Source organism: Mesorhizobium sp. RSR380A (assembly GCF_054719385.1).
Genome location: NZ_JBTTIB010000001.1, coordinates 4,860,982 through 4,885,435, shown reverse-complemented (window position 1 = coordinate 4,885,435; position 24,454 = coordinate 4,860,982). Strand labels below are relative to the sequence as shown.

General features: G+C 64.3%; 24 protein-coding genes. 12 read left to right on the top strand and 12 right to left on the bottom strand.

Translation table 11 applies throughout. The annotated features are described in order from the left end of the window. The first annotated feature begins 3 nt into the window (after window positions 1-3). Genes ACYG9Z_RS23560 through ACYG9Z_RS23550 form a run of 3 tightly spaced genes read left to right on the top strand, consistent with a single transcriptional unit; the run spans window position 4 to window position 2,060 of the window. Window positions 4-438, top strand: a complete 435-nt coding sequence (locus ACYG9Z_RS23560; RefSeq protein ID WP_023751873.1) for a hypothetical protein — start codon at window positions 4-6, stop codon at window positions 436-438. A 3-nt stretch (window positions 439-441) separates the two neighbouring features. After that, complete coding sequence (locus tag ACYG9Z_RS23555; RefSeq protein WP_031198069.1) at window positions 442-1,110, top strand: lysophospholipid acyltransferase family protein; 669 nt, start codon at window positions 442-444, stop codon at window positions 1,108-1,110. 20 nt (window positions 1,111-1,130) lie between these two features. Further along, on the top strand, window positions 1,131-2,060 hold the full coding sequence (locus ACYG9Z_RS23550) for a phosphatidate cytidylyltransferase (protein WP_023751871.1): 930 nt from the start codon (window positions 1,131-1,133) through the stop codon (window positions 2,058-2,060). 10 nt (window positions 2,061-2,070) lie between these two features. Here the strand turns inward: ACYG9Z_RS23550 and ACYG9Z_RS23545 are convergent, their stop codons facing one another. The 6 genes from ACYG9Z_RS23545 to ACYG9Z_RS23520 form a co-directional block, all read right to left on the bottom strand. Further along, window positions 2,071-3,678, bottom strand: a complete 1,608-nt coding sequence (locus ACYG9Z_RS23545; protein WP_023751870.1) for an FGGY-family carbohydrate kinase — start codon at window positions 3,676-3,678, stop codon at window positions 2,071-2,073. A gap of 140 nt (window positions 3,679-3,818) precedes the next feature. Next, entirely contained in the window at window positions 3,819-4,547 is a 729-nt protein-coding gene (locus ACYG9Z_RS23540; protein WP_023751869.1) for an SDR family oxidoreductase, read from the bottom strand. Window positions 4,548-4,574: 27 nt separating this feature from the next. Then, entirely contained in the window at window positions 4,575-5,834 is a 1,260-nt protein-coding gene (locus ACYG9Z_RS23535; protein WP_023695496.1) for a sugar ABC transporter permease, read from the bottom strand. Then, complete coding sequence (locus ACYG9Z_RS23530; RefSeq protein ID WP_023688990.1) at window positions 5,831-6,655, bottom strand: ATP-binding cassette domain-containing protein; 825 nt, start codon at window positions 6,653-6,655, stop codon at window positions 5,831-5,833. Before ACYG9Z_RS23530 ends, ACYG9Z_RS23535 begins: the two co-directional genes overlap by 4 nt. A gap of 151 nt (window positions 6,656-6,806) precedes the next feature. After that, the gene (locus ACYG9Z_RS23525) at window positions 6,807-7,871 is read right to left on the bottom strand and encodes an ABC transporter substrate-binding protein (protein WP_023751868.1); all 1,065 of its coding nucleotides are present in this window, start codon (window positions 7,869-7,871) and stop codon (window positions 6,807-6,809) included. A 229-nt stretch (window positions 7,872-8,100) separates the two neighbouring features. Further along, window positions 8,101-8,985 (bottom strand): AraC family transcriptional regulator, encoded by an 885-nt coding sequence (locus ACYG9Z_RS23520; RefSeq protein ID WP_023702911.1) that lies wholly within the window; start codon window positions 8,983-8,985, stop codon window positions 8,101-8,103. A 309-nt stretch (window positions 8,986-9,294) separates the two neighbouring features. Between ACYG9Z_RS23520 and ACYG9Z_RS23515 the strand changes: the two genes are divergently transcribed. From ACYG9Z_RS23515 to ACYG9Z_RS23500, 4 genes are all read left to right on the top strand, one after another. Further along, on the top strand, window positions 9,295-10,356 hold the full coding sequence (locus ACYG9Z_RS23515) for a maleylacetate reductase (RefSeq protein WP_023743878.1): 1,062 nt from the start codon (window positions 9,295-9,297) through the stop codon (window positions 10,354-10,356). Between the two features lie 300 nt (window positions 10,357-10,656). After that, entirely contained in the window at window positions 10,657-11,538 is an 882-nt protein-coding gene (locus ACYG9Z_RS23510; RefSeq protein ID WP_460222852.1) for a metal ABC transporter solute-binding protein, Zn/Mn family, read from the top strand. Between the two features lie 26 nt (window positions 11,539-11,564). Further along, window positions 11,565-12,359 (top strand): metal ABC transporter ATP-binding protein, encoded by a 795-nt coding sequence (locus ACYG9Z_RS23505; RefSeq protein WP_023685455.1) that lies wholly within the window; start codon window positions 11,565-11,567, stop codon window positions 12,357-12,359. Then, the gene (locus ACYG9Z_RS23500; protein ID WP_023685454.1) at window positions 12,343-13,170 is read left to right on the top strand and encodes a metal ABC transporter permease; all 828 of its coding nucleotides are present in this window, start codon (window positions 12,343-12,345) and stop codon (window positions 13,168-13,170) included. The genes ACYG9Z_RS23505 and ACYG9Z_RS23500 overlap by 17 nt, the downstream gene beginning before the upstream one ends. A gap of 692 nt (window positions 13,171-13,862) precedes the next feature. On the opposite strand, the gene ACYG9Z_RS23495 is transcribed toward ACYG9Z_RS23500, so the two are convergent. Then, the gene (locus tag ACYG9Z_RS23495; RefSeq protein WP_023672492.1) at window positions 13,863-14,216 is read right to left on the bottom strand and encodes a cupin domain-containing protein; all 354 of its coding nucleotides are present in this window, start codon (window positions 14,214-14,216) and stop codon (window positions 13,863-13,865) included. A 461-nt stretch (window positions 14,217-14,677) separates the two neighbouring features. Between ACYG9Z_RS23495 and ACYG9Z_RS23490 the strand changes: the two genes are divergently transcribed. After that, window positions 14,678-16,636 carry an acyltransferase family protein gene (locus tag ACYG9Z_RS23490; RefSeq protein WP_023751866.1) on the top strand — a complete coding sequence of 653 codons (1,959 nt, stop codon included), beginning with the start codon at window positions 14,678-14,680 and terminating at the stop codon, window positions 16,634-16,636. Between the two features lie 49 nt (window positions 16,637-16,685). On the opposite strand, the gene ACYG9Z_RS23485 is transcribed toward ACYG9Z_RS23490, so the two are convergent. Beyond that, window positions 16,686-17,678 (bottom strand): HNH endonuclease, encoded by a 993-nt coding sequence (locus tag ACYG9Z_RS23485; RefSeq protein WP_023751865.1) that lies wholly within the window; start codon window positions 17,676-17,678, stop codon window positions 16,686-16,688. 244 nt (window positions 17,679-17,922) lie between these two features. On the opposite strand from ACYG9Z_RS23485, the gene ACYG9Z_RS23480 reads away from it, so the two are divergent. Next, window positions 17,923-19,197, top strand: a complete 1,275-nt coding sequence (locus ACYG9Z_RS23480; protein ID WP_023751864.1) for a DUF763 domain-containing protein — start codon at window positions 17,923-17,925, stop codon at window positions 19,195-19,197. A 117-nt stretch (window positions 19,198-19,314) separates the two neighbouring features. Continuing rightward, entirely contained in the window at window positions 19,315-20,112 is a 798-nt protein-coding gene (locus ACYG9Z_RS23475; RefSeq protein ID WP_156931521.1) for a COG3904 family protein, read from the top strand. Window positions 20,113-20,169: 57 nt separating this feature from the next. Here ACYG9Z_RS23475 and ACYG9Z_RS23470 read toward each other — a convergent pair whose 3' ends face one another. Next, the gene (locus tag ACYG9Z_RS23470; protein WP_023751862.1) at window positions 20,170-21,054 is read right to left on the bottom strand and encodes an NmrA family NAD(P)-binding protein; all 885 of its coding nucleotides are present in this window, start codon (window positions 21,052-21,054) and stop codon (window positions 20,170-20,172) included. Window positions 21,055-21,257: 203 nt separating this feature from the next. Here ACYG9Z_RS23470 and ACYG9Z_RS23465 point away from each other — a divergent pair, with 203 nt between their 5' ends. Further along, complete coding sequence (locus ACYG9Z_RS23465; protein WP_023693854.1) at window positions 21,258-21,566, top strand: hypothetical protein; 309 nt, start codon at window positions 21,258-21,260, stop codon at window positions 21,564-21,566. A gap of 65 nt (window positions 21,567-21,631) precedes the next feature. Here ACYG9Z_RS23465 and ACYG9Z_RS23460 read toward each other — a convergent pair whose 3' ends face one another. From ACYG9Z_RS23460 to ACYG9Z_RS23450, 3 genes are all read right to left on the bottom strand, one after another. Continuing rightward, a complete protein-coding gene (locus ACYG9Z_RS23460; RefSeq protein WP_023751861.1) occupies window positions 21,632-22,231 on the bottom strand; it encodes a DUF6456 domain-containing protein in 600 nt (199 codons plus the stop codon). Window positions 22,232-22,506: 275 nt separating this feature from the next. After that, complete coding sequence (locus ACYG9Z_RS23455) at window positions 22,507-23,199, bottom strand: GcrA cell cycle regulator (protein WP_023693856.1); 693 nt, start codon at window positions 23,197-23,199, stop codon at window positions 22,507-22,509. 86 nt (window positions 23,200-23,285) lie between these two features. Beyond that, window positions 23,286-23,660 carry a hypothetical protein gene (locus tag ACYG9Z_RS23450; RefSeq protein WP_023672483.1) on the bottom strand — a complete coding sequence of 125 codons (375 nt, stop codon included), beginning with the start codon at window positions 23,658-23,660 and terminating at the stop codon, window positions 23,286-23,288. A gap of 80 nt (window positions 23,661-23,740) precedes the next feature. On the opposite strand from ACYG9Z_RS23450, the gene ACYG9Z_RS23445 reads away from it, so the two are divergent. Next, window positions 23,741-24,403, top strand: a complete 663-nt coding sequence (locus ACYG9Z_RS23445) for a LexA family transcriptional regulator (RefSeq protein WP_023672482.1) — start codon at window positions 23,741-23,743, stop codon at window positions 24,401-24,403. Window positions 24,404-24,454: the final 51 nt, after the last annotated feature.

Sequence of the window (24,454 nt, the reverse complement as noted above, 5' to 3'; positions counted from 1 at the left end):
GGCATGAGTGGCGACAATTTTCCCGAGAAGGCCGAAATATTCGCCGCCGGGCTGATGGTGCAGGCGGTGTGGCCGATCCTGCTGGTGGTCGCGGCTGTGATGGCAGCGCCGGTCATCGGCCTGGTGGCCGGACCGCAGACGACAGCGCTGTCCGCGGCGGCCTGGCTGGTCGCGGCGGCGAGCGCCGTGGCCACGCTGGCTCTTTCGGCCTTGCTTTTGTTCGATGCGCTGCTGTTCCGGCTGATGGCAAGCCACGCCAGCGAGGCCGCCGGCGGTGCCGCGGTCGACGATGTGCTGACGCGCATGCGCCTGAAGCCCACCGCTGCCGGCGGCCGCTCGCTTGACCGTCGCATTGCAGGCACGCGCCGCCTGCTGACAAGGCAGCGCATAGCACTCGCCATGTTTGCTGCGGCATCCCTTTTCGCAGCATTTGTTTGAGCCATGACAAAACTTCACCTGCGCGCCAACACCTTCACCTTGCTGCAGACGGTGACGTCGGTCGGCCTGTCGGCGGCGGCCTGGGTGGTAACCGGCGTCAGACCAATCTGGAACGGCAGCCAGCCGTCGGAGCGGCAGCGCATCTACTTCGCCAACCATGCCAGCCATGGTGATTTCATCCTGCTGTCGGCCTGTCTGAGCGAGAAGGTGCGCGCCCGGACCCATGCGATCGCGGCGGCCGAATATTGGGGCAAGTCGCGGCTGCGCCGCTTCATCGCGCAGGACATGCTGTCGTCCGTGCTCATCCACCGGCAGTGGACCGACGAAACGCAACACCCGATCTCGATCATGCTGTCGGTGCTCGACGACGGCCACTCGCTGATCCTGTTTCCCGAAGGCACTCGCAACACGACGGAGGCGGATCTGCTGCCGTTCCGCTCCGGCCTCTACAATCTGTCGATGGCGCGGCCCGATGTCGAACTCATCCCGTGCTGGATCGAGAACATGTCGCGCGTGCTGCCCAAGGGCCAGTTCCTGCCGGTGCCGCTTCTGTGCCGCGTCGTCTTTGGTCCGCCGGTGGCGATCGCGCCCGGCGAAGAACGCCGCACCTTCCTCGAGCGCGCGCGCCAGACGCTGCTGTCGCTCAACCCGCGTCCGGATCGAGACGGCTGATGCCACTCACGCTTCCACCGATGCATGAAACCGTCATCCTGCTGGTCGGCCTTGTCTGCGTGCTGACCACGGCGAGCGTCATTGCCGGCATCCTGTCGTGGCGGGCGCCGAAGCCGCTGCCCTCGACGCTCGTCAACTTGAACCAGCGCATCAACGCCTGGTGGGTGATGGTGCTGGCGATCACCGTCGCGTTCTTCTTCGGCCGCACCGGCATGACCATCCTGTTTGCGCTGATCTCGTTTGCCGCGCTGCGCGAGTTCGTGACGCTGACGCACAGCCGGCGCAGCGACCACTGGGTGCTGCTCGGCATGTTCGGCATCATCATTCCCTTCCAGTACTGGCTGGTGTGGACCGCCTGGTACGGGCTCTTCACCATTTTCATCCCCGTCTACTGCTTCCTCTTGATGCCGGCGATCACTGCGCTCAACGGCGACACCGAGCGCTTCCTCGAGCGGGTGTCGGCGCAGCAATGGGCGGTCATGATCTCGGTCTACTGCGTCAGCCATGTGCCGGCGCTGCTGACGCTCAACGTGCCCGGTTTCGAGGGCCGCAACCTCCTGCTCATCGCCTTCCTGATCATCACCGTGCAAGGCAGCGACGTGCTGCAATACATTTTCGGCAAGCTGTTCGGCCGGCATTTTTTGTCGCCGTCCGTTTCGCCATCAAAGACCTGGGAAGGGCTGATCGGCGGGCTGGTGTCATCGAGCCTGCTCGGCGCGCTGCTGTCGTTCCTGACGCCGTTCTCGCCGCTCGCGGCGGCAGGCGTCGCCTTCATCGCCTGCCTGATGGGGTTCCTTGGCGGGCTGGTGGCGTCGGCGATCAAGCGCGACCAGGGCGTCAAGGACTGGGGTCACCTGATCGAGGGTCACGGCGGCATGATGGACCGCGCCGACAGCCTGGTCTTCGCCGCACCGGTGTTCTTCCACATCGTCCGCTATTTCTGGACGTGAGCCAAGCCGTTCAATCGCGGATGGCGCGGCCTGCCTGCTGCAGCAATTCGAAGGCGGCGAAGCGCTTGTCGTGCCAGGGCACGAGGTCGCCACCGGCCGGGCGATAGATGTCGCCGATGCGCGACATGCCGGTCATCGCCGCGATCACATCGGGATATTTTTGCGCCGCCACCGCCGCCAATATGGCCGAGCCGAGCAGCACCGGTTCGGGCGAGGTCGAACCGGCGACGGTCAGCCCCGTCGTGTCGGCCAAAAGCTGACGTACCAGCTCGCTTTGCGCCGCACCGCCGCTGACGACGATAGTGTCGATGGCAATGCCTTTTTTGGCCATCGCCGCCAGGATCTGGCGAACGCCGTAGCCGATGCCCAGCAGGCCGCCGACATAGAGGGCGACCAGACTGTCGAGGGACGTGTCCATGCCAAGCCCGGCGATCAGGGCCTTGGACTCGGGATCGGCGAAGGGCGAGCGGTTGCCGAGGAATTCCGGCACGACATGCAGTCTCCCGGCCAGGTGCGCTACGGCGGACAGGTCGGCGGACTGCTTCGCCGCCTGCTGACCAAGCCAAGCGGTCAGGCCGAGACCTTCCGCCTTGGCTTTTGCGGATGCCTCAGCCGTGGCCGGATGGAAAGCGACGAGGTGGTCGATTGCAGCACCCGCCGCCGATTGCCCGCCTTCATTGAGCCAAAGCCCCGGCACCATCGAGGAAAAATACGGACCCCAGACGCCGGGCACGAAGGCCGGCTCGCTGGTGCTGGCCATGGTGCAGGCCGAAGTGCCGAACACATAGGCCATGCGCGACTGCAAGGTGCCGACCGAGCCCTGCCCGCCAACCGTGCCGACGCCGCCGGCATGGGCATCGATCAGGCCGGCCGCAACCGGCGTTCCCGGCAGCAGGCCGAGATCGGCCGCGGCGGCCTCAGTGAGGCCTTGGGCAAGTGCCGTGCCACCCTCGACGATTTCGGTGCCGATGCGGGCAAAGCCTTCATCGGCGAGCGCGCCGAGGCCGATGGCACGGAAATAGGCATCGTCCCAGCGCCGCTCATGACCGAGATAGGTCCATTTGCAGGTCAGCGTGCAGATCGAGCGCGCCAGGCTGCCGGTCGAGCGCCAGGTCAGATAGTCCGTCAGGTCGAAGAAATGCTCGGCCGCATCGAAGGTGGCGGGCAGGTTCTCGCGCAGCCACAGCAGCTTCGGCGTTTCCATTTCCGGCGAGATGGTGCCGCCGACATAGTCGAGCACGGCGTGCTTGCCGGCATTGATGCGCTGCGCCTGGTCGAGCGCGCGGTGATCCATCCAGACGATGATGTTGCGCTGGCTGTCGCCGGAACTGCCGGCCGGCAACGGCGCGCCATCCTGGCCGACCACGACCAGCGAACAGGTGGCGTCGAAGCCAATGCCGGCAATGTCGCGCCCGGCGAGCCCCGACTTGGTCACGGCTTCACGCACGCTGGCGCACACCGCGCGCCAGATATCCTCGCTCGACTGCTCGGCGATCTCACCGGGTTCGATAAACAGTGCGATGTCACGCTTCGCCGAGGCGAGCATGGTGCCCTTGCTGTCGAACACCCCTGCCCTGGCGCTGCCAGTGCCGACATCGATGCCGAGGAAGTGGGACATGGGGAACCTCAGAAGTTAGGCAGTAGGCAGTAGGCATTAGGCAGTAGGCAGTAGGCGAGATGGACGGCAGTGAATGGTCAGTTGCAAGAGCCTCTCCCCATTCCCTACTGCCTAACGCCTAAGGCCTAACGCCTACTGCCTCACAAATCATTGCTCTGCGGCAGGATCACCAGGTCCCGGATGGTGACGTTCCGTGGCCTAGTCAGCATGAACAGCACGGCTTCGGCGACCTCGACCGGTTGAATCAGGCCGCCCTTGGCCAGTTCATCCTCAAGCTTGTCCTTCGGCCAGTCGCTGATCAGCGCTGTCACCACCGGCCCCGGCTGCACCGCGCCGACGCGCAGGCCGTGCGGGGCGACCTGCCGGCGCACCGTGTGGACGAAGGCCTGCACGGCATGCTTGGATGCCGTATAGATCGGCTCCCAGACCACCGGCACCAGTCCGGCGATCGAAGACGTCACGATGATGTCGCCGGTCTTTCGTTCGACCATATGCGGAAGCACGGCGTGTATGGAACGGAACACCGCGTTGATGTTGAGGTTCAGCATGCGGTCCCACACATCGGGGTCGCCTTCGAGCACCGGGCCTCCGACATAGGCGCCGGCATTGGCGTGGAAGATATCGAGCTGGCCGGCCTTGTCCAGGATTTGCGGCATCATCGTCGCGACGCTGGCCGGCTCCATCAGATCGATCACCAGCGGGATCGCGTTGGGACCGAGTTCGGTGCAGACGCCTTTCAGCGCGTCTTCGGCGCGGTCAACAAGCACGACGCGGGCGCCCGCGGCGATCAGCGCCCTGGCGCATTCCAGGCCTATGCCCGACGCGGCGCCGGTGATCGCCGCGACTTTTCCACTCAAATCCTGAGCCATTCTTCTATCCTCGTATTCTCTGTTGGTTCAGGCGCGGCCGTGGGAAACCCGCGAGCGGCGTGCCAGGGAGTCGACGATGACCGCAATCGCCAGAACGGCGCCGGTGATCATGTAGCGAAGCGACGATGACAGATCGAGCAAGGTCAGCCCGCTGGCGATCGACTGGATGACGATGATCCCGAGCAGCGCGGAATAGGCGCTGCCACGGCCGCCAAACAGGCTGGTGCCGCCTATGACCGCCGCCGCAATGGCGTTGAGGTTGACGTCGCCGGTGCCGGCCTGCTGGCTGGCAGAGGCCAGCCGCGCCGCCGACAGCACGCCGCCAAGGGCGGCGAACATCGAGCACATGACGAAGGCGCTGAGGTAGATCGAGCGCACCTTGATGCCGGCGCGGCGCGCCGCTTCGCGGTTGCCGCCGACGGCGGTCATCGAGCGGCCCCATTGGGTGCGGGTCAGCGCATAGTTCATCGCCACCACCAGGCCGACGAACAGGCCGAACATCCACGGTATGCCGCGCGCCTGGTTGAGATAACCGACGATCAGTTCGAGCAGGATGGTCAGGGCGGCGACGCGCACGATGAGGCCGCCGACAGACGGCGCCGACAAATTGACGGCCCGGCGGCGGCTGACGGTGCGCAGGCCGGCGATCAGCATGACAATGCCGGGCAATGCCGCCAGTGCATAGGACAGCCAGTCCGGCATGACCAGCAACTGGCCGAAATTCACCAGGTTCGAGCCATAGGGCAGATTGATCGAGCCGGTGGAGCCCAGAATATACAGCTGCAGGCCCAGCACGGCGAGCAAGCCGGCCAGCGTCGAGACGAAACTCGGCATGCCGAGCCGGTTGAACAGCAAGGCATAGAGCGCGCCGATGAAGCCGCCGACGGCGATCGCGGCGAGGATGGCGAGCGCCACCGGCCAGCCCTGGTTGACCCACAGCGTGCCGACCATGGCCGAAGCAAAGCCGCTGATCGAGCCGACCGACAGGTCGATCTCACCGACCATCAGCACACAGACGATACCGAGCGCGATGACGCCGACGGTCGAGCAGTCGAACAGGAGATTGACCAGATTGCTCGACGAGACGAAGACCGGATTGAGGGCAGTGAACACGCTCCAGATGATGACCAGTCCGACAATCACCGGCAGCGAGCCGAGGTCGCCGGAGCGGACGCGGTCGAAGAAGGCGCTGATGGCGCCACCAACGCCGGCCTGGTGCTTGACGCGCACGTCGCTGCGGTCGAGCGCCGTCGACGAGGAGGTGTCCTGCTTGGGCTCCGCGCTCATGGCCGCTGCTCCTGGTTGTGCGCTTGTTCGGCGGCCTTGCGCCGTTCGGCGCGGCGCGACACTGCATTGTTGGCGGCGCCGGTGATGGCGCTGACCAGTTCCTGGTTCGAGGCGTCGGGTTCGAAGACGCCGTTGTTGCGGCCGAGCCTGAGCACGACGATGCGGTCGGCGACGGCGCGCACGTCCTCCATATTGTGACTGATCATCAGCACGCCGAGCCCACGCTCGCGCACCCGGTCGATGAGGTTCAGCACTTCCGCCGTCTGGGCGACGCCAAGAGCGGCGGTCGGCTCGTCGAGCAGGATGACCTTGGGGTCGAGCAGCAGCGAGCGGGCGATCGCCACGGTCTGGCGCTGGCCGCCGGACAGCGAGGCGACCGCCTCGCGGACGCTTGGAATACGCGCCGACAATTCGTTGAGCAGCGTCCAGGCGCGAATTTCCATCGCCACCTCGTCCAGCCGCAGCGGGTTGATCTCCTTGCCGAGAAAGATGTTGGCGACGACGTCGAGGTTTTCGCACAGTGCGAGATCCTGGAAGACGGTGGCGATGCCGAGCGTCAGCGCGGCGCTCGGGTCGGGCATCGTCACTTGCCTGCCGCGGAAATTGATGGTGCCCGAGCTCGGCTGGTGGACGCCGGCCAGAATCTTGACCAGCGTCGACTTGCCGGCGCCATTGTCGCCGACCAGCGCCACCACCTCGCCGGCATGGACATCGAGATCGATATCGGTGAGCGCCGAAACGGCGCCGAAATTCTTCGAGATGCCGCGCAGGCTGAGCACCAGCTCGCCTGCCGAAACCGGTCCGTCAGAGATGTCAGACATGGTGGCAAACCTTTCCGGATGGGCGGTCAAGAGTGACTGCGAACTTCCGGCCGCCGCAAGGGCGGCCGGAAAGCAGGATGAGGATTCTAGGTCATCCTTCTATGCATGTCTTATCCCAAAACCGCTGCGCGATTTTGGGCGACCTGCATTGTCACTTTGTGATGCCGAGCTTCTTGCAGCCTTCGGCATAGCGGTCGACGCAGAGCTCTTCGGCGGTGTTGATCTTCTTGTCGATGATCTCGGCCTTGAGGTTTTCCTGCGTCACCACCGCCGGCGTGAACAGCTGCGATGGGGTGTCGTAGAGGGTCATTTCGGCCTTCGGCGTCTCGCCCGACAGAAGCTGGACGGCGACGTTGGCGGCAGCCGCCGCAACGATCTCGCTCGGCTTGGAGATGGTGTTGTACTGGTCGCCGGCGATGATCAGCTGCAGTGCGGCGATCGTCGCGTCGTTGCCGGTCACCGGCGGCACCGGATCGACACCGGCGGCCTTGAAGGCGGCGATGGCGCCACCACCGGTGCCGTCATTGGCCGCAACGACTCCGACGATCTGCGTGGAGAAGCGGGTGATCTGGCCGCTTGCCCATTGCTGCGCCTTCGGCGGCGCCCATTCCGGCGTGTCGTATTCGGCAAGGATCTTGTAGCCGCTGTTGTCGAGGCTGGAATGGATGCCCTTCTTGATCAGCCCGGCGGCCGCGTCGGTCGGCGATCCGTTGATCTGCAGCAGGCCGCCGCTGGCGGGGTCGACCTTCAGCGCCTTGAGGTGTTCGACGAGCGAGTCGGCAATGGCCTTGCCGATGCCTTCATTGTTGAACGAGACGTAGAAGTCGGCAGGTGCAGTCGGGATCGGGCGATCATAGGCGATGACCTTGACGCCCTGGCTCTGCGCCAGCTTGACCAGCGAGGCGGCGGCGGTCGAGTCGACAGGGTCGAGCACGATCGCCTTGGCGCCTTGCGAGATCACCGAGTTGAACTGCTGCTGCTGGCGCGAGGCGTCGGCATCGGCGTTCTGGTAGATCACCTTGCAGCCGGGGCAGAGTTTTTTCATCTCGGCGACGAAGCCGGGATAGTCGTGCTGCTCGTAGCGCGTCGAGGCTTGGTCGGGCATCAAGAAGGCGACCGTGGCGTCGGTAGCCGGGGCAGCAAAGGCAGCGGTGCCGCCAAGAAGAGAAAGAGTGAGCGCGATGGCTCCCGTCGATTTCCAGGCAAATCTGGTCATTTCGATAGCTCCGTTTCAAGGAATGGTTTCATGAAGCCCTGGACACCATACGGCACCGGGCCTTGACTGCAGTCGGGCTGTTGCGAGGAACAACGGAGCACTTGATCCGTGCTGCGCATCCTCTAGATATCTCTGGATTTCGGGACAAGCGATCTCCAGCACGGAGCGCCTCCAACGCACCCCGCGTTCTTACCTCAGTAAATGTCTAGGCTCCTCCCGGTCCTCCCTGTTAGGCGGCAATCTCCGCGCTGACGTTTTCCGCCAGCAGGGCCCTGAAGCGCGAAGGCGACATGCCTTTCTGGGTCAGGAACTGGCGGTTGAAATTCGAGATGTTGTTGTAGCCGGCGGCATAGCAGATCTCGGTGATCGGCATGTCGGCCTCGCTCATCAGCAACTGGCAGGCAAGGTTGATGCGCAGCCGGTTGACATACTGCACCAGCGCCATGCCGGTATGGCGGCGGAAGCTGCGCGAAAACGCGCTCGGGCTGCGGCCGGCGATCGCCGCCAGATCGCTTTCGCTGAACGGCTCGGTCAGGTTGGCGTTGATATAGGCAAGCGCCTTGTTGACGCCGGCCGACATGAAGCCTGAGGGATCCGGCAGATAGCTGGCGCTGGTCAGCGTCCGCACATCGGCGGCGCGGCTCAGAATGTCGATGAGCTCCATGAACAAAGCGATGCGGCGAACGCCTTGCGCCTCGACCAGTTCGGCCAGCACAGGTGCGGCGAGCTTGGCGGTAGCGGTGGAGAACAGCGCGCCGCGGCGGCTGAGCTCGAGAATGTTTTCACAACCGGCAAGTTCCGGCAACGCGGCGGTGGCGTCGGCAATGAACTCTTGCGAGAACTGCACGACGCGGCCGCGCAGCGGCACGCTGGCGCCTGCCGGCACGTCGCTGACCCAGTTGTGCGGCAGGTTCGGGCCGGTGAGCACGAGATTGCCGGGCTCGAACTCGCCGATGAAGTCACCGACGAAATAATGGCCCGTGGTGGCGACGACGTGATGGATTTCGTATTCGGGGTGGAAGTGCCAGCGCACCGTGTGGAAGGGGTAGCCGTGGGCCCAGGCCTTGAACGACTCGCCGCGTCTGATCTGGACGACTTCCAAGTCCGGATTCATGTCAGTTCCTCCCGGCGCCGGTCCGGTCATGCGACCAGTTGCAGTGCCATCTCCCGCAGGCCGCGTTTGCCGCTCTCTGCAGTGATCGAAGCTTAGGCGGCAATTCATGCAGCCGCCACCACGGTGTGTCCACCTCACTGATACTTTTTTGACGTTTTTGTGGTCAAGGCGATACGTTTGCGAGTACGCGGGAGAGATCAGGCCCCGCTTGCGAGACGGTGACGACGCAAACGATGTCGCCGGCGGCGAGAGCTGGTCGCTCGATTTCGGCTCCGTCACAGTGACAATATGCAAAGGGAGCGGATCGGCATGACAAGGACGTTCACCTACTCCGGCAGCCCTGCGCATATTGTCTTCGGCAATGGCGCGTCGTCCGAGGTGGGCACCTGGATCGAAAAGCTCGGCTGCAATCGCGCGCTGGTGCTGTCGACGCCGCATCGGGCTGCCGACGGCGAGGCGCTTGCCAAATCCCTCGGCGCGCTGGCGGCCGGCACCTTTTCGGGCGCCGCCATGCACACGCCGGTCGAGGTAACCCAAACGGCAATGGCCAAGGCGACCGAGGTCAACGCTGACTGCGTTGTCGCGCTTGGCGGCGGCTCGACCACCGGTCTCGGCAAGGCGATCGCCTGGCGCACCGACCTGCCGCAGATCGTCATCCCGACCACCTATGCCGGCTCGGAGGTGACGCCGATCCTCGGTCAGACCGAGAACGGCGAAAAAACCACAATGCGTGACGCAAGGATCCTGCCGGAAGTGGTGATCTACGATCCAGAGCTGACCGTCGGCCTGCCGATAGCGATGAGCGTCGCGTCAGGACTCAACGCTATGGCGCACGCGGCCGAAGCGCTTTACGCGCAGGATCGCCATCCGATTTCCACCCTGATGGCGAAAGAAGGATTGCGCGCCATGACGGCGGCGCTGCCGGTGTTGACCAAGGAGCCTGGAAATATCGATGCACGCAGCGATGCGCTTTACGGCGCCTGGCTGTGCGGTACGGTGCTCGGCGCCGTCGGCATGGCGCTGCATCACAAGATCTGTCACACACTGGGCGGCTCTTTCGACATGCCGCATGCCGAGACCCATGCGGTGATGTTGCCGCACACGATCGGCTTCAACGCCGTCGCGGTGCCCGACTCGTTGAAGCCGGTCGCCGACTTGTTTGGCGGCAGTGCGGGCGGCGGTCTCCACGATTTCGCCAAGGCGGTCGGCGCGCCCCTTACATTGAAAGAACTCGGCCTCATGCAGGCCGATCTCGACCGCGCCGCTGAGATCGCGACCAGGAACCCATACTGGAATCCGCGGCCTTTCGACCGCGCCGCAATCCGCGCCCTGTTGCAGGACGCGTGGGAGGGAAGGCGTCCGCAAAACTGACGGCAACAAGCAAGGAACTTACCCGCCGCGAATTCATCAGGATACCGCCACGACGGTGTGCTCGCGGCGGCCTCGCGGTGCCGGCGATCGCCTGCCCTTTCGCATATAGCCGACACGCATGAGTGGCTCCGCCTGATCGGCGCAGGCCGCTCACGGTTTGTGCGCGTGAAAAACTGCGCGGCTCGAAAAGCCCATTGACATCAGCCGTATTTTCGACGCAAACGTTATATTGTTACTGTTATACAGTTACACAGCCCGCCTCTCCGGCGACATACATTTCAGACTGCAAGGAGACCACGGATGCGTCGCATTCCCTTTCTCGCCGCGCTGCTCGTCGCGGTGCCGCTTTTGACCGGCACGGCTGCCCGCGCCGAAGACAAGCTGACCATCGTGGCGGCCGAGAATTTCTATGGCGACCTTGCCCGCCAGATCGGCGGCAGCAACGTCACCGTCACCAGCATCCTGGCCAATCCCGATGACGATCCGCATCTGTTCGAGACCAGCCCGTCGACGGCGCGCACCATCGCCGACGCCAAGATCGTCATCTATAACGGCGCCGACTACGATCCGTGGATGGACAAGCTGCTGTCGGCCTCGACAGCCAAGGATCGCACGACCATCGTCGCCGCCGACCTGATCGGCAAGAAGTCGGGCGACAACCCGCATCTGTGGTACGACCCGGCGACGCTGCCGGCCATCGCCAAGGCGCTGAGCGCCGACCTTGCCAAGCGCGATCCGGCCAATGCCGTGTATTATGAGACGAACCTGAAGGCATTCCAGACCTCGCTCGAGGCCATTGACAAGGAAATCACCGACGTCAAGAACACCTATGCCGGCACCGAGGTGACGGCTACCGAGCCGGTCTTCGGCTACATGGCGGAAGCGCTCGGTCTCAAGATGCTGAACTACGATTTCCAGGTGGCCTTGATGAACGATGCGGAGCCGAGCGCCACGCAGGTGGCGGCGTTCGAAAACAGCCTGAAGGGCGGCTCGGCCAAGATCCTGTTCTACAATTCGCAGGTGACCGACGAGGCAACGACAAGGCTGCTCGACATCGCCAAGCAGAACAAGGTCACGGTCATCGGCGTCACCGAGACGGAACCGGCGGGCCAGACGATCCAGACCTGGTTCGGCGGCCAGATCGACGCGGTCCAGAAGGCGCTCGCCGCCCGCACACAATGAATGTGACTGCGAATGAATGTGACTAAATGAACGCAATCGAATTCGACAAGGTCACGCTGACCTATGGGGGACGCCGGGTTTTATCCGACGTCTCCTTTTCTCTACCGCAAGGCGCCTTTGTCGGCCTGCTCGGCGCCAATGGCGCCGGCAAGACGACGATGCTGCGCGCCATTCTCGGCCTGATCAAACCGGCCGGCGGCGCCATTTCGGTGCTTGGCAAATCGCCGACGCGCGGCAACGCCGACATCGGCTATATGCCGCAGGCGCGGCGCGCGCTTGGCGATGTCGGCGTCAGCGGCCTCGACTTCGTGCTGAGTGCCGCCGGCGGGCATCGCTGGGGCTGGCCCGTCGCATCGGCTGCCGAGAAGGAGGCGGCGTGGAAGGCTCTTGAAGAGGTGGGCGCCGGCGACCTTGCGCGGCGGCCGCTGGGCGAGCTTTCCGGAGGCGAGCGCCAGCGCATCCTGATCGCGCAATCCTTGATCGGCAATCCGCAACTGCTGCTGCTCGACGAGCCGCTGATCAGCCTCGATGCAGGCCATCAGCGCGCGATCATCGACCTGGTGCATCAGATCGGCGAGCGGCTCGGCATTGCCGTGCTGTTCTGCTCGCACGAGATCAACCCGCTGCTGCGCGCCGTCGACCGCGTGCTCTATCTCGGCAACCGCAAGGCGGCGATCGGTTCCGTCGACGAGGTCATCAGCGGTCCGGTGCTGTCGAAACTCTATGGCACGCATATCAATGTGGTGCGGGTTGCCGGCCGCATCTTCGTCATGGCCGACGATGTCGAACTGGAGAGCGGGGCGCATGTCCACGATCTTTGACTATGAATTCATGCGCAACGCCTTCTATGCCTGCACCATCGTCGGCATCGTTTCGGGCGCGGTCGGCTATTTCCTCGTGCTCCGGGGCCAGACCTTCGCCGGTCATGCGCTCTCCCATGTCGGCTTTCCCGGCGCCACCGGCGCCGGCCTGATCGGGCTGTCGCCGTTTCTCGGCCTCACCGTGTTTACCGTCGCCGCCGGCATCGGCATCGGCCTGCTCGGCGAACGCGCGCATCGCGACGTCGCCATCGGCATCGTTTTGACGCTGTCGCTCGGCTTGGGCTTGCTGTTTCTGCATTTCTACACCGCCTTCGCCTCGCAGGCGACCAACGTGCTGTTCGGCAATGTGCTGGGCATCAGCCTGCGCACCGTTATCGTGCTTGCGGTGCTGGCGGTGGCGATCCTTGTCGCGCTTTTGCTGATCGCGCGGCCGCTGCTGTTCGCCAGCCTGCAGCCGGAACTCGCCGAAGCGCGCGGCGTGCCGCTCACTCTTGTCTCGACCCTGTTCATGGTGCTGGTCGCCGTCGCCACGTCCGAGGCGGTGCAGATCGTCGGCGTGCTGCTCGTCTTCGCGCTGATGGTGGCGCCTGCAGCCACCGCGCTCAGGCTTACTAGCGGCGTCGGAGCCGGCGTGCTGACGTCCATCGCGCTTGCCGTGATCATCGCCTGGATCAGCCTGACGCTCGCCTTCCTGACCGACTGGCCGACGAGCTTCTGGATCACGGCGCTGGGCGCGGCGGCCTATGTCGTCAGCGGCATGGTCCGGCGCCCGTCGGTCCGAGAGACTCAGAGCGCCGACGCCGGCCCCTGAGGCTTGCCCTCCGGCGGGTCGATCGGGCCGGCTGGAGTGCAAAACTGACGTGAGGGAAATACACCCAAAAAAAGTCAGGTTTACAAATCGGCTCCTGAAACGTTTCAGCCGCGAAAGACAAATTCATCCAATCGCCTAGATCGCGACCTCTGTCGCGCCAAAGGGCCGCTCCGGAGCGGCCGGAACACCCGGAAAACCGCCATTTCAAGCGCATTTTGTAGCGGCGAATGGCGTCCGCGCGGCCGGTTGGAAGCTGGCCGGGAGGTGCAAAGGCGACCCCCCGCGGCCATCGCGGGCGGCGTTGACAGACCGCGGTGCTGCATGCGTATAGCAAGCCATGGGTCACGCCATGGCCGTGGCGGTTGAGACGGGGCTGGGGGGTTTCGTAACAACAGCATTGACGGCCCGGCGCCGGACGGGCGGCATGCACTCTCGAAGTGCGCCGCTCGCTCTTGGCTGACGCGCCGGCGACCCGGCAGCAGTCCTGGCCTGCGTTCTCTCGACCAGGCTCCGCAGAACGCCATCGTCTCAGCTTTTCGATCCGCATCGGTTCGAAGCGAACGAGGTGACGCCCTCTTAACCGATATTCGCTTCGCTACGTCCCCCTCCCCTGCTGGGCGAGGGGGACGCTGGCGATGAACCGCGCCGGCCGAGGTGTATCGGCACCGATCAGGCAAGCCTGACGACGTCGATCAAGCAAGCTTGACGACGAAGTGCTTGGTTACCGGCTCGATGATCTGCCAGGTGCCCTTGAAATCGGCTTCGACCACGAACGCATCGCCCGGACCGACCTCGACCGGCGTGCCGCCATCGGGCGTGATGATGATGCGGCCGGCGATCATGTGCACGAACTCATAGTCGGTGTAGGTGGCGTGATAAGTGCCGGGCGAGGCCCGCCAGGTGCCCGACAGCACCTTGCCGTCGGCGGTGGTGTGCTGCACGGCGGTCTGCATGGTCGGCCGGCCCGCGACAACGATCCAGCCCGGTAAGTCGCCGCCCTCGGCATGCTCGACAGCGCCGAATTTGAAAATGGTGGTGTTGGTCATGGGAGGCTCCGTTTGAATTGCATGGCTGCCGGTTGGATAGCCGATGCGTGTGACGGGGGCAACGCAAGGGCCGACCCCGGATGTCGGAGATTTGGCGAAGGAGGCGGGGACCTAATCTCCCCCATCGAGGGGGAGATGTCGCCGAAGGCGACAGAGGGGGTCGCCGCGCGTGGAGCGCCTGCCTTCACTTGCAGGATTGGGCCGAGTCCGGTCGAACCGACCCCCTCTGGCCTGCCGGCCATCTCCCCCTCAAGGGGGGAGATCAGCGGCGTCGCCTCCTCCAATGTTGCACTGCGTTAGATTTGTTGCATTGCGATATCGACCCATAGGGCGGAGTCTTGGTCCGACTGTGAACGGTTGCAGCGCCGTGTCCCGTTGGGCGCAAAGCTGCCGCACGTATGATCCCGGCGCGATCGTTACTCGCCGAGGCGGGGTCATGCACCAGCACGAGGTGGCAAATCGTGTCAGCATCGTTCCGGCCCGATATCGAAGGACTGCGTGCCTTGGCGGTGGCAGGCGTGATCGCCTTTCATTTCGGCTTCACCGGCCTGCCCGGCGGCTTTACCGGCGTCGACATCTTCTTCGTCATCTCGGGCTATCTGATCACAAAACACCTGCTTGCCGAAATCACCGAGACCAGGCGGCTCAACCTGTGGCGCTTCTACGCGAGGCGCGCGCGGCGGCTGTTGCCGGCGTCGCTGTTCGTCATTCTCGCCACGCTGGTGGCCGGCGCCTTCATCCTGTCGCCGGAGGAACAATCGCTCTATTCCAGGGGCGCCATGTTCGCCTCGGCCTACATGATCAATCTGTGGCTGATCCGCTGGTTGTTCGACTATTTCGCCGCAGATGCGGCCAGCAACCCGTTTGTCCATTTCTGGTCGCTGTCGGTGGAGGAGCAGTTCTATCTCGCCTGGCCGGCGCTGCTTGCACTGGCGGCATGGCTGCGCCCCGGCAAGCGCGGCGCGATCCTGGTGATCGGCATTGCCGGTCTCGTCTCGTTCGCCGTCTGCGCCTGGCTCACCACGGTCTCACAGCCCTGGGCCTTCTACTTCTCGCCGCTGCGCGTCTGGGAGTTCGCCGCCGGCGGGCTGGCCAGCATGGTGCCGCAACAAGTCTGGCAAAACCGCCCGCGGCTCGCCGCGCCGCTGGCGTGGCTCGGCCTGGCGCTGATCGCCGGCGCCTATCTCTCCTTCAGCGAGGAAGCCCCCTTCCCCGGCTTCCTCGCCCTGGTGCCGGTGGCCGGCACAGTGCTGTTGCTGCTCGCCGGTTCAGCGCATGCGCAGCAAGGGCAGAGCGCTGAGAAAAGCCCGAGCGCGGCACTGGCGCTGCCGCCCCTGCAATGGGTCGGCAAACTCTCCTACTCGCTCTATCTCTGGCACTGGCCGGTGATCGTCTATGCCACGATGGTGGTGCCCGAGCTGTCGCCGCTCGGACGCCTCGCCTGCCTGGCGCTCACTTTGGCGCTGTCGGTCTTCACCTATCATGTCATCGAGAACCCGATCCGCCGCAATGGCTGGCTGATGGCCAGTGCGGCGCGGGCGCTGGTGCCGGCCGTCCTCCTGACCGGCACCAGCGTCGCAGCCGCATATGCCAATGCCAGGCTGGCCGTCCACGATCTGGACCCTGAGCAGCGCAGCATTGCCGCCAGCGCCGCGCAGCCTTCCACGGCGCGCGCGGCCGGCTGTATTCTTTCCTTTGAGACGGTGACGCCGAAGGCCTGCGTGTTCGGCAACAAGGACGCCCCGCGCTCGATTGCGCTGTTCGGCGATTCGCATGCCGACCACTGGTCGACGCCGCTGATCGAGGCGGCGGCCAAGAACAATTATCGCCTCGTCACCTATCTCAAATCGTCCTGCCGTGCCTCGCGGGTGACGACCTGGAACTGGCGGCTGAAGCGCGACTACACCGAATGCGACCAGTGGCGGGAGCAATCGGTCAAGGACATTATCGCGTTGCACCCGCACATGGTGGTGATCTCGGAATTTTCGATCGGCAATGTGATGAAGGAATCGCCCGAGGAACTGAAGCACGCCGATGGGAACGAGGAGTGGAAGACCGGCCTGCGCTGGACGCTGGCGGCATTCAGCCGGGCCGGGATCAAGGTCGCGGTAATCCGGGACGTTCCCTACAATGGAAGCTATGCCGACAAATGCGTGGCGCGGGCGCTGTGGCGCGGGCAGGTGCCTGAAGTCTGCGACACGCCGAGGGACGCGGCGGCGAACGACGACATCGCCGCGGCCGAGCGCGACGTCGTGCGCAGCGTGCCCGGCGCCACCTATGTCGACCTGACCAGCCAGTTCTGCGACGCCCAAACCTGCCACGTGTTCATCAACGGCCAACTCGCCTTCCGCGACCGGCACCACCTGGCGACGCTATTTGCTGAATCACTGGAGCCGCTCTTGGAGAAGGCGGTGTTTTAGGGGGCGGCGAGGTAGGGGGACCTGACGGCTGACGCTCAGTTGATGCGAGCTATGCCACAAACACATCCTCTCGATGGTGAGCGAGGTAAGCCTGCTGCGGCGGGGTGAAGGTGCTAGTGCGCCAGACGGCGGGGGCTTCGGCAAAGCCGAAACTCTGCATCACCAATTGCTCGAATCCGAGCCGCCGCAAATCAGTCTTGTCGACGCGCTGGGATATGAGGACCTGCCCGCTATCTTCAAAACTGATGAAGCCACGGTCAAAGAGGTGGTCGGCATCAGGCGTGAGGAGCAGCCCGTTCATGCCGTCCAAGCGCTCCTGCGCGGAAGCGCATAGGCGCCAAGGCTTGATGTGGCTTGCAATCAGCAACGAGGGATTGGTGACCCCTGTGAGTCGGCACGAGCGCTCCATGGCTTCGACACTGGAACGAAATTTACCTTGGCCGCGACGAGCTTGAATGACGCTCGTCTTTACAGTGTCCTCGAGTTGGAGGTCGTCTCGGATACGGCGCTCAACGACGTCCTCTAAAATTTCATTGACGACTTCGAAAGTGAGACTGTTTGCGCCACCACGCCTCAAAGCTTCGCGGTCGAAAGCTGTACCCGCGACAATTGTGTGAAACACCTCTTGCGATACGCTCGCGAGATAGGCGTTTTGACGGCCTGATCCGGAGTTTGGGTCGATGGGCGAGTATCGGGCAGGCAGAAGCGGACCCAATTCGCCAATTATGTCCGACGGGCGCACCGTCGGCAGGAGCGGCGCCCAATACACCGGGAGAAGCCAACCTTCCTCGTTCCAATTGGCTCCAGTGTTCTTGAACTCCGGTGGTTTCGGTGCTGTGAATGCAAACTCCGCTACCCGACCAATATAGCGCACGGCTTGACCGAAAAAAGACAACACGAGGTCACCAGGTGTCGCCCGACGCATATTTTTGTAGAACTCGCTGCGTGCCCCATTCTTCTGAGTTTTGGGCGACCAGAGATATTGCCCGTCGATCTCTTGGCAGGCGGTCTGACTGTGATTTACCCACCAGAATTGCGACATCGTTTTTGATTTTAATAGTTGCCGTCGGCTGGGTAAGCTCTATTCGAGACCTGTCTCGCCTACAAGCATGGAGCCGACCTTATTGCCAGGTGCGACAGGCGGCGTAACTGCATCTTTCGGCGAGACGCCAAGAAGAGCGTAGGGCGACGATAGTCGCCGCCCCCACCCCACTTGCAAATCGCCCCCCAAATGCCATCTAGATCACAGGCGCACCGCCGGTGCGCCTTAGCCACGGAGCTTTCACTTGACGCAGCGAAGCGGCAGTGCGGATTTGCCGCTGCATGGCGGGCGGGTTCCGAAATGGCTGGGCGATCGCATGACTCGGCTGGGCGCTGTGCTGTGCGAGGCGATCATCCATCACTATGGCCGCGACGAGCTGTTGCGGCGGCTGGCGCATCCGTTCTGGTTCCAGTCTTTCGGCGCCGTCATGGGCATGGACTGGCACTCCTCGGGCATCACCACCTCGGTCGTCGGCGCGCTGAAGCGCGGGCTGAACCCGATGTCGCGCGAGCTCGGCATCCATGTCTGCGGCGGGCGCGGCGCGCATTCGCGCAAGACGCCGCAGGAGCTGACCGCGATCGGCGAACGCGTCGGCATCGATGGCGCGGCACTCGCCACCGCCAGCCGCCTGGTCGCCAAAGTGGACAGTGCGGCCGTGCAGGACGGCTTCGACCTCTATCTGCACGGCTTCATCGTCACCGACGACAGCCGCTGGGTGGTGGTGCAGCAAGGCATGAACGGCGACAGCCGCCAGGCGCGGCGCTATCACTGGCTGTCGGAAGGGCTGACAAGCTTCGTCGACCAGCCGCATGCGGCGATCGAGGGCGAGCGGCAGGGCGAGATCGTCAACCTGACCGACCATCGCGCCGCGCCGTCACGTAGCGGCCAGATCGACCTGTTGAAGACCATGAGCCCGGAACGGATCCTCGACGAGCTTGCCGTGCTGGAGCCGCCGCCGAAAGCAGCGCCTGCGAAACCGGCGGCGCAGCCGATGCTGCCCAATCTGGTGATGCCGGCGCATCACGACGTGCGCGAGAGCGACATCGTCATGCACCGGCTGCACGGCAACATTTCCGCGGCAATAGAAAGCGGGCCGGCCGACTTTCCCGAGCTGCTGCTGGTGCCCGGCGTCGGCGCGCGCACGGTGCGGGCGCTGGCCATGGTGGCGGAAGTGGTGCATGGCGCGCCCTGCCGCTTCTCCGATCCGGCGCGCTTCTCGCTCGCCCATGGCGGCAAGGACCGGCACCCCTTCCCGGTGCCGCTGAAAGTCTATGACGAGACGATCGCGGTGCTGAAATCGGCCGTCGGCAAGGCCAAGCTCGGCCGCGAGCAAGAGCTCGGCGCGCTGCAGCGGCTGGATGGCGAGTCGCGGCGGCTGGAGCGCTACGTCACCGGGCCAAGCCTTAAGGAGATCGTCGCCGGCGAGTTCGACCAGTCGCATCTGCTTGGAGGGCGCAGTGTGTTCGGGTGGGAGGGGGCGGCGGAAAGCGACGACGGTTCAGACAGGGGCCGCCAGTAGCGGCCTGTCCATCATGCAGAGATAGTGCGCGGCCCATAGAAACACGTGCTCGGCTTGTTTTGATAATGCTTGCAAAGACCCATTTCCCAAGTGATGCTCTGCCAGGCGAGGCTCGGCATGAAGACATTCGCATGGACGTTGGTTTTCGTGCTGCTGGCGATTGGCGGCGCGATCGCCCAAACGACGCCTGAGCCTGCCATACTGGCATATACACCGCCGATGCACTTCGTCGTTGTACGCAACAGCACGCCAGGATGCGAGCCGACATGCCCGGAATGGATTTCGGCGGAAGGTCACATCGTGGCCGGCACGCCAGCTTTGCTGAAGGCTTTGCTGAAAAAACTCGGCCCCCGCAAATTGCCTTTGGCGTTGAATTCCCCGGGCGGCGAGACCGATGCGGCGATGGCGCTTGGCCATATGATCCGCGCCAGCGGGCTCGACACGATGGTTGGCAAGACGGAGTTCTCCGAATGCGCGCCAGACACAAAAGCCTGCGGGCCGGGCGACCTCCGCTTCGGCGTCGCCAACCCCGTCGGCGCAGTCTGTTCGTCAGCTTGTACGATGGTTCTTGCGGGCGGCGTACGGCGCCTGGCAGACAGCCGCGCCTTTGTCGGCATTCACCGGATCATGCTGCCGGCCGCCAAGAAAATCCACGGCAAGAAGACCATCGTCCTCGTTCCGATACCCAAATGGTATGAACGCAAGGTCGACAGCTATTTCACCGAGATGAAAGCAGGTTCGTGGATCGTATCGGCCATGCAAAAAACACCCGACGACAGCATACGATACCTCATGACATACGAACTTTTGGACCTGAATCTGATAACCGAAACCGGTCACGGCGACACGCGCACCTCCATCGATATCTGCAAGACCACGCCGCCGGCGGGCAACTGCCGAACGGTCAGGCAATAGGAATAGCGGGCCACGTAGGTCGTCGAAGCGCCTGTTTCTCAACAGCAACCCTTCACTTTACGCGGCACCCTTCAACAGGTCTTCCGGCCGGCCCTCGACCAGCGCCGCAATATAGCTTTCCAGGCTGGTCGTGCCGCGCTCCGGGTTTTCCGGCTGCATCGGCTTGTCCAGCGTGGCCCCGGTCATGCGGGCATAGGACTCGGCCGCCGTTTTGGAGAAGCCGAGTTTTTCGTAGGTTTCTGTCCAGCGCTCGCGCGGCACCGTGACCACGCGCACGTTTTTGCGCAACGCCGCACTGAAGGCTGCGGCGACATCGGCGGCTGAGTAGCGCCGAGGGCCCTCGATATAGTGCGTGCCGGTCTTGTCCGCCGGCTCCAGCAGACGTCTCGCCGCGGCCTCGCCGAGATCCTGCGGCGCCACCATCGGCAGCTCGAAATCCGCCGGGAAGAAGGAGGTGATGACGCCGTCGCGCCGCGCCGTCTCCAGGGCCTGATCCCAGTTGCTCATGTAATAGGCGGCGCGGTTGATGCTTGCCGGAATGGCTTGGGCCTTCAGCTTCTGCTCGAGGCCGTAAAGGGCGGTGAGATCGCCGACACCCTCGCCGGCCTGCGCGCCGTAGGTCGATTCCGCCACCAGCTTTTCGAGGCCGGAGCCCTCCAGCGCCGCCGCAATGGCGCCAACCGTCTTGCGCTCCTCGGCGTCGGTGTCGGTCGATGGATCGGCCGGCGGGTTGAGCAGAAACGCCCGCTTGCCGCGCCGCAAGACTTCACGCAGCGCCTCGACATCGAGCACATCGGCAACCGCGGCCTCCGCGCCCTGTTCAACCAACCATGCGGCCTTCGACTCGTCGCGCGTCACCACCGTGACATCCTCGCCCTGCCGCAACAGCGCCATTGCCGCCGCCGAGCCGACATGGCCGGTACCTCCAAGAATGACATGCATGGTCTCGTCCTTCCCTTGCTGATTCATGCCGGATTAATGGCTGGGGCGGCGAAGGGTTCAAAAATCGGGGGACGATGCTGACAGGAGGTGACGCCGGCTTTCCTCGCAATGCACGGCGCAGGGGTCGTTCGCATCTTGCAAAATTATGGAACGAGGTCGTGCCCAGCGAGTTATATTAGCGCAACCTTGAATAGGAGGCAGCTATGAGAAAGCTCCTGCTTGCTTCGGCTATCGCTATCACTGCGGCGGCGGCGATGATCGCCCCGGCGAATGCCGGCGGGCGCGTCGTGATCGGCATCGGCAACGGCTACTATGACGATGACTACAATGACAGCTATGGCGACTATTACGATCGCTACGCTCCTCGCCCCTACTACCAGTATGATGCCTACGACAACGGCTTCAGGTACCACAGGTATCACAGGCACCATCGCCATTGCCGTATAGAGTTGGTCAAGCATTGGCGCCATCATCACAGGATCGTCGAGGAAATTCGCGTTTGCGAACGGTGATCCGATAGGGTGAAACCGGTCGGCCGGCATCTGCCGGCCGGCCGCTTCCTGCGCGGCTGCCGGCCTTATCGCGGCTTCCGCATCAGCATCATCCCGTAACCCACGGCCAAAAGGTCGAGCCCGACCTTCAACAGCTTCACCACCACATCTCGTCCCTCGCCGGTGCGTTCGGCGAGCGCCTTCACCGACTGGCCTTCGAGGCAGATCTTGCGAACCACCTCCGCCACTTCCCAGTGGGCCATGGCGGCGATGGCATGGGTGTGGGCGCGGCCGGCGTTGAGCACGCGGTCGGGGATGCCGCCATTGATGCGGCCGCCGTCAATGCGCTCTTCCCACGGCATCGGCCGCAGCCCGTCACGCGAGGCGCGCTCGAAATCGTCGCGAAACCGCTGGCCGGCCTCACGCTGCTGGCGGGTCAGCGAGGTGATGCCGACCAGCGGATCGACATTGCGCACCCGCACGATGCCGCCGGTCGCGGTGTAGCCGTCATTGGAGACCTCGTAGACGCGCCGCGCCTCTTCGGTGCCGACGCTCAACCGCTTGCGGCCGAAGCGATCGTCCTTCAGCGCGAAATCATGGCCGATCTCGCGGCGGATGCGCACCTGCTCGGCTTCGCCTATGGGGAGTTTTGGTGGCTGCCGTTTCTGCGCGGTTTTTTTGCTCATCGGGGGATCCTTGTGGGATTGGGTTGTTGAGCCGGAAGGTTGGCGTTCCTTCGCGCCCCCCTCTGCCCTGCCGGGCATCTCCCCCTCAAGGGGGGAGATTGGCAGCTTTGGTCATGTCGCTGACTTGCAACGCCGGCGATCGGCAAATGCCGTGGTGGCATCCGATCTCCCCCCTTGAGGGGGAGATGGCCGGCAGGCCAGAGGGGGGCGCTGTCCCGCCGACCTTTCGATCATTGGTGATGTCGTTCCCGAGGCGAGGAACGGAGCCCAGCCGCTCACACCACCTCCGCCACAGGTCGGTGGAAACGCGTCTGATGATATTCGCAGTAGCTTTTCAGCGCCCTTGTGCGCAGGCCGCAGCACAGCATCTCGAGCCCCGGCCGACTGCCGGGAGCATCGTTGTCGGGGTCTTCCTCCAGCGTCAGGTCGAGCGGCGCGCGGCAGCGGTCGAACAGGCAGTCGATGAAGCGCATGGCGGCGACATGCGGCTGACGCCCGAGCGAGGCAGGGCGCGGCGCCGGCACATTGAAGCGGTAGATTTCGCCGTCCACCACCAGCCGTCCTTCGCCCGGGATCGAGGGCGCCGGACGGGCTGGCAACAGAGGCCTGGCCGATGGCTGACGGCTCGGTTTGGCGGCCGGTTTGACCGGCGCGGCCTGCTTCGAAACTCCTACTTCCCTTACGAGCTTGCTTGGCTGCGCCGGCGGATTCCTCTTGGCGGTATTCTCGTTTGCCGCAGTCTTCCCCGTCGCATTCTTCCTCGGTCGGCCGCCGGACCTGCCGCCTCTGGGGTTGGCGAAGCCGATGGTCTTTAACGCGCTGTTGCGGTGGACGATGCCGATGATGGCATTGCGCGAGACCGGACTGCCGCGCAGCGCCGTGAAGCGGACGGCGATCCCTGTGGCCGACAGGCCATCCCTCAGCCAGACGGCGATCTCCTGCAATTCGGTGTCGGTATAGGCAGTCATGTCGGTATCCATTGATTGCGCGCGCAAAGGCCGAGCGCCGGCCCCGAGGGCCCACGGGAAAAAATCAGAGCGGATGGTCGGTGCGGTCATCCGATACTGGCGGCCGGCAGCGAGCCGGCGAGATGTCGCAAGGCGGCTTCGGCGGCCGCTTTGGTGAGGGCGGAAACCGCCCTGCCCGTCAGCCGGTCGAACAGGATGACGGTGCCATCTTCCGTGCGGATGCAGGAAAGGCCCTGCCCGCCGGAAACAGCCCTTGGCGCACCGGCGGCGCCATGGGCCGAAGAGGTGGCCGGAGCCGGGAGAGGAGCGGCTCCGGCCGTTCCGGTCGATCGGGGGAACGACGGTTCGACCGGATCCGGGGCAAGAGCCCCGGTTTGCGTCCGGACCGGGGAGGAGGACAGCCCGGACGATGGGAGAAAGCTGAGGATGCCTGCGGAAACGCTTGCGGTTTGTTCGATCATGCGCTAAGCGTACGATATGTACGAAACGTACGCAAGCGAAATCGTACGTATTGGACGATAAATTTCAGGCAATTTGTACGATGCAGGAACCGAGGCACAGATTGCAGCAGGCACGGGCGGAGGCGGGTTATGCCTCGCCGAGCGACGCCGCGCGGGCATTGCGCGACATCAACAAGAACACGCTGATCAGTCACGAGAACGGCAACCGGCCGCTGTCGCGCAAGGCGGCGGAGAAATACGGCCGCCTGTTCGGCGTCGATCCCGGCTGGCTCTTGTTCAACGGTGACGGCGGCAGCCTTGCGGGGGGCCATTTCGGCTTTGACGAGTCGGGCCGGCAGATCCCGATGCCGTCGCTGGCCACCGTCGATGTGCCCATCGTCTCATGGATCAGCGCCGGCGAACTCGGCAGCCAGGACATGGTGGTCAATCTGAGCGACTATCCGACCATCCCCACCACCGATCTGGAGCAGGGCCAATGGATTGCTCTGCGCGTCGACGGCCCGTCGATGAACAAGATCTCGCCACCGGATTCGATCATCTTCGTCAACCTCAGGGACAAGCGGCTGGTGACCAATGGCTGCTACGTCATTTCGGACGAATCCGGCCAGGCCACCTACAAGCGCTACCGCCCCAACGAGAACCCGCCCTTCCAGCCGGCCTCCTACATGGACATCCCGCCGCCGGCGCTCGAAGGCGCCATCACCATCATCGGCCGGGTGAAGCGCTCGATGATCGATATGTGAGGGAGAAGGCGGTGAGGCGCAATCTCCCCCCTCGAGGGGGAGATGGCCGGC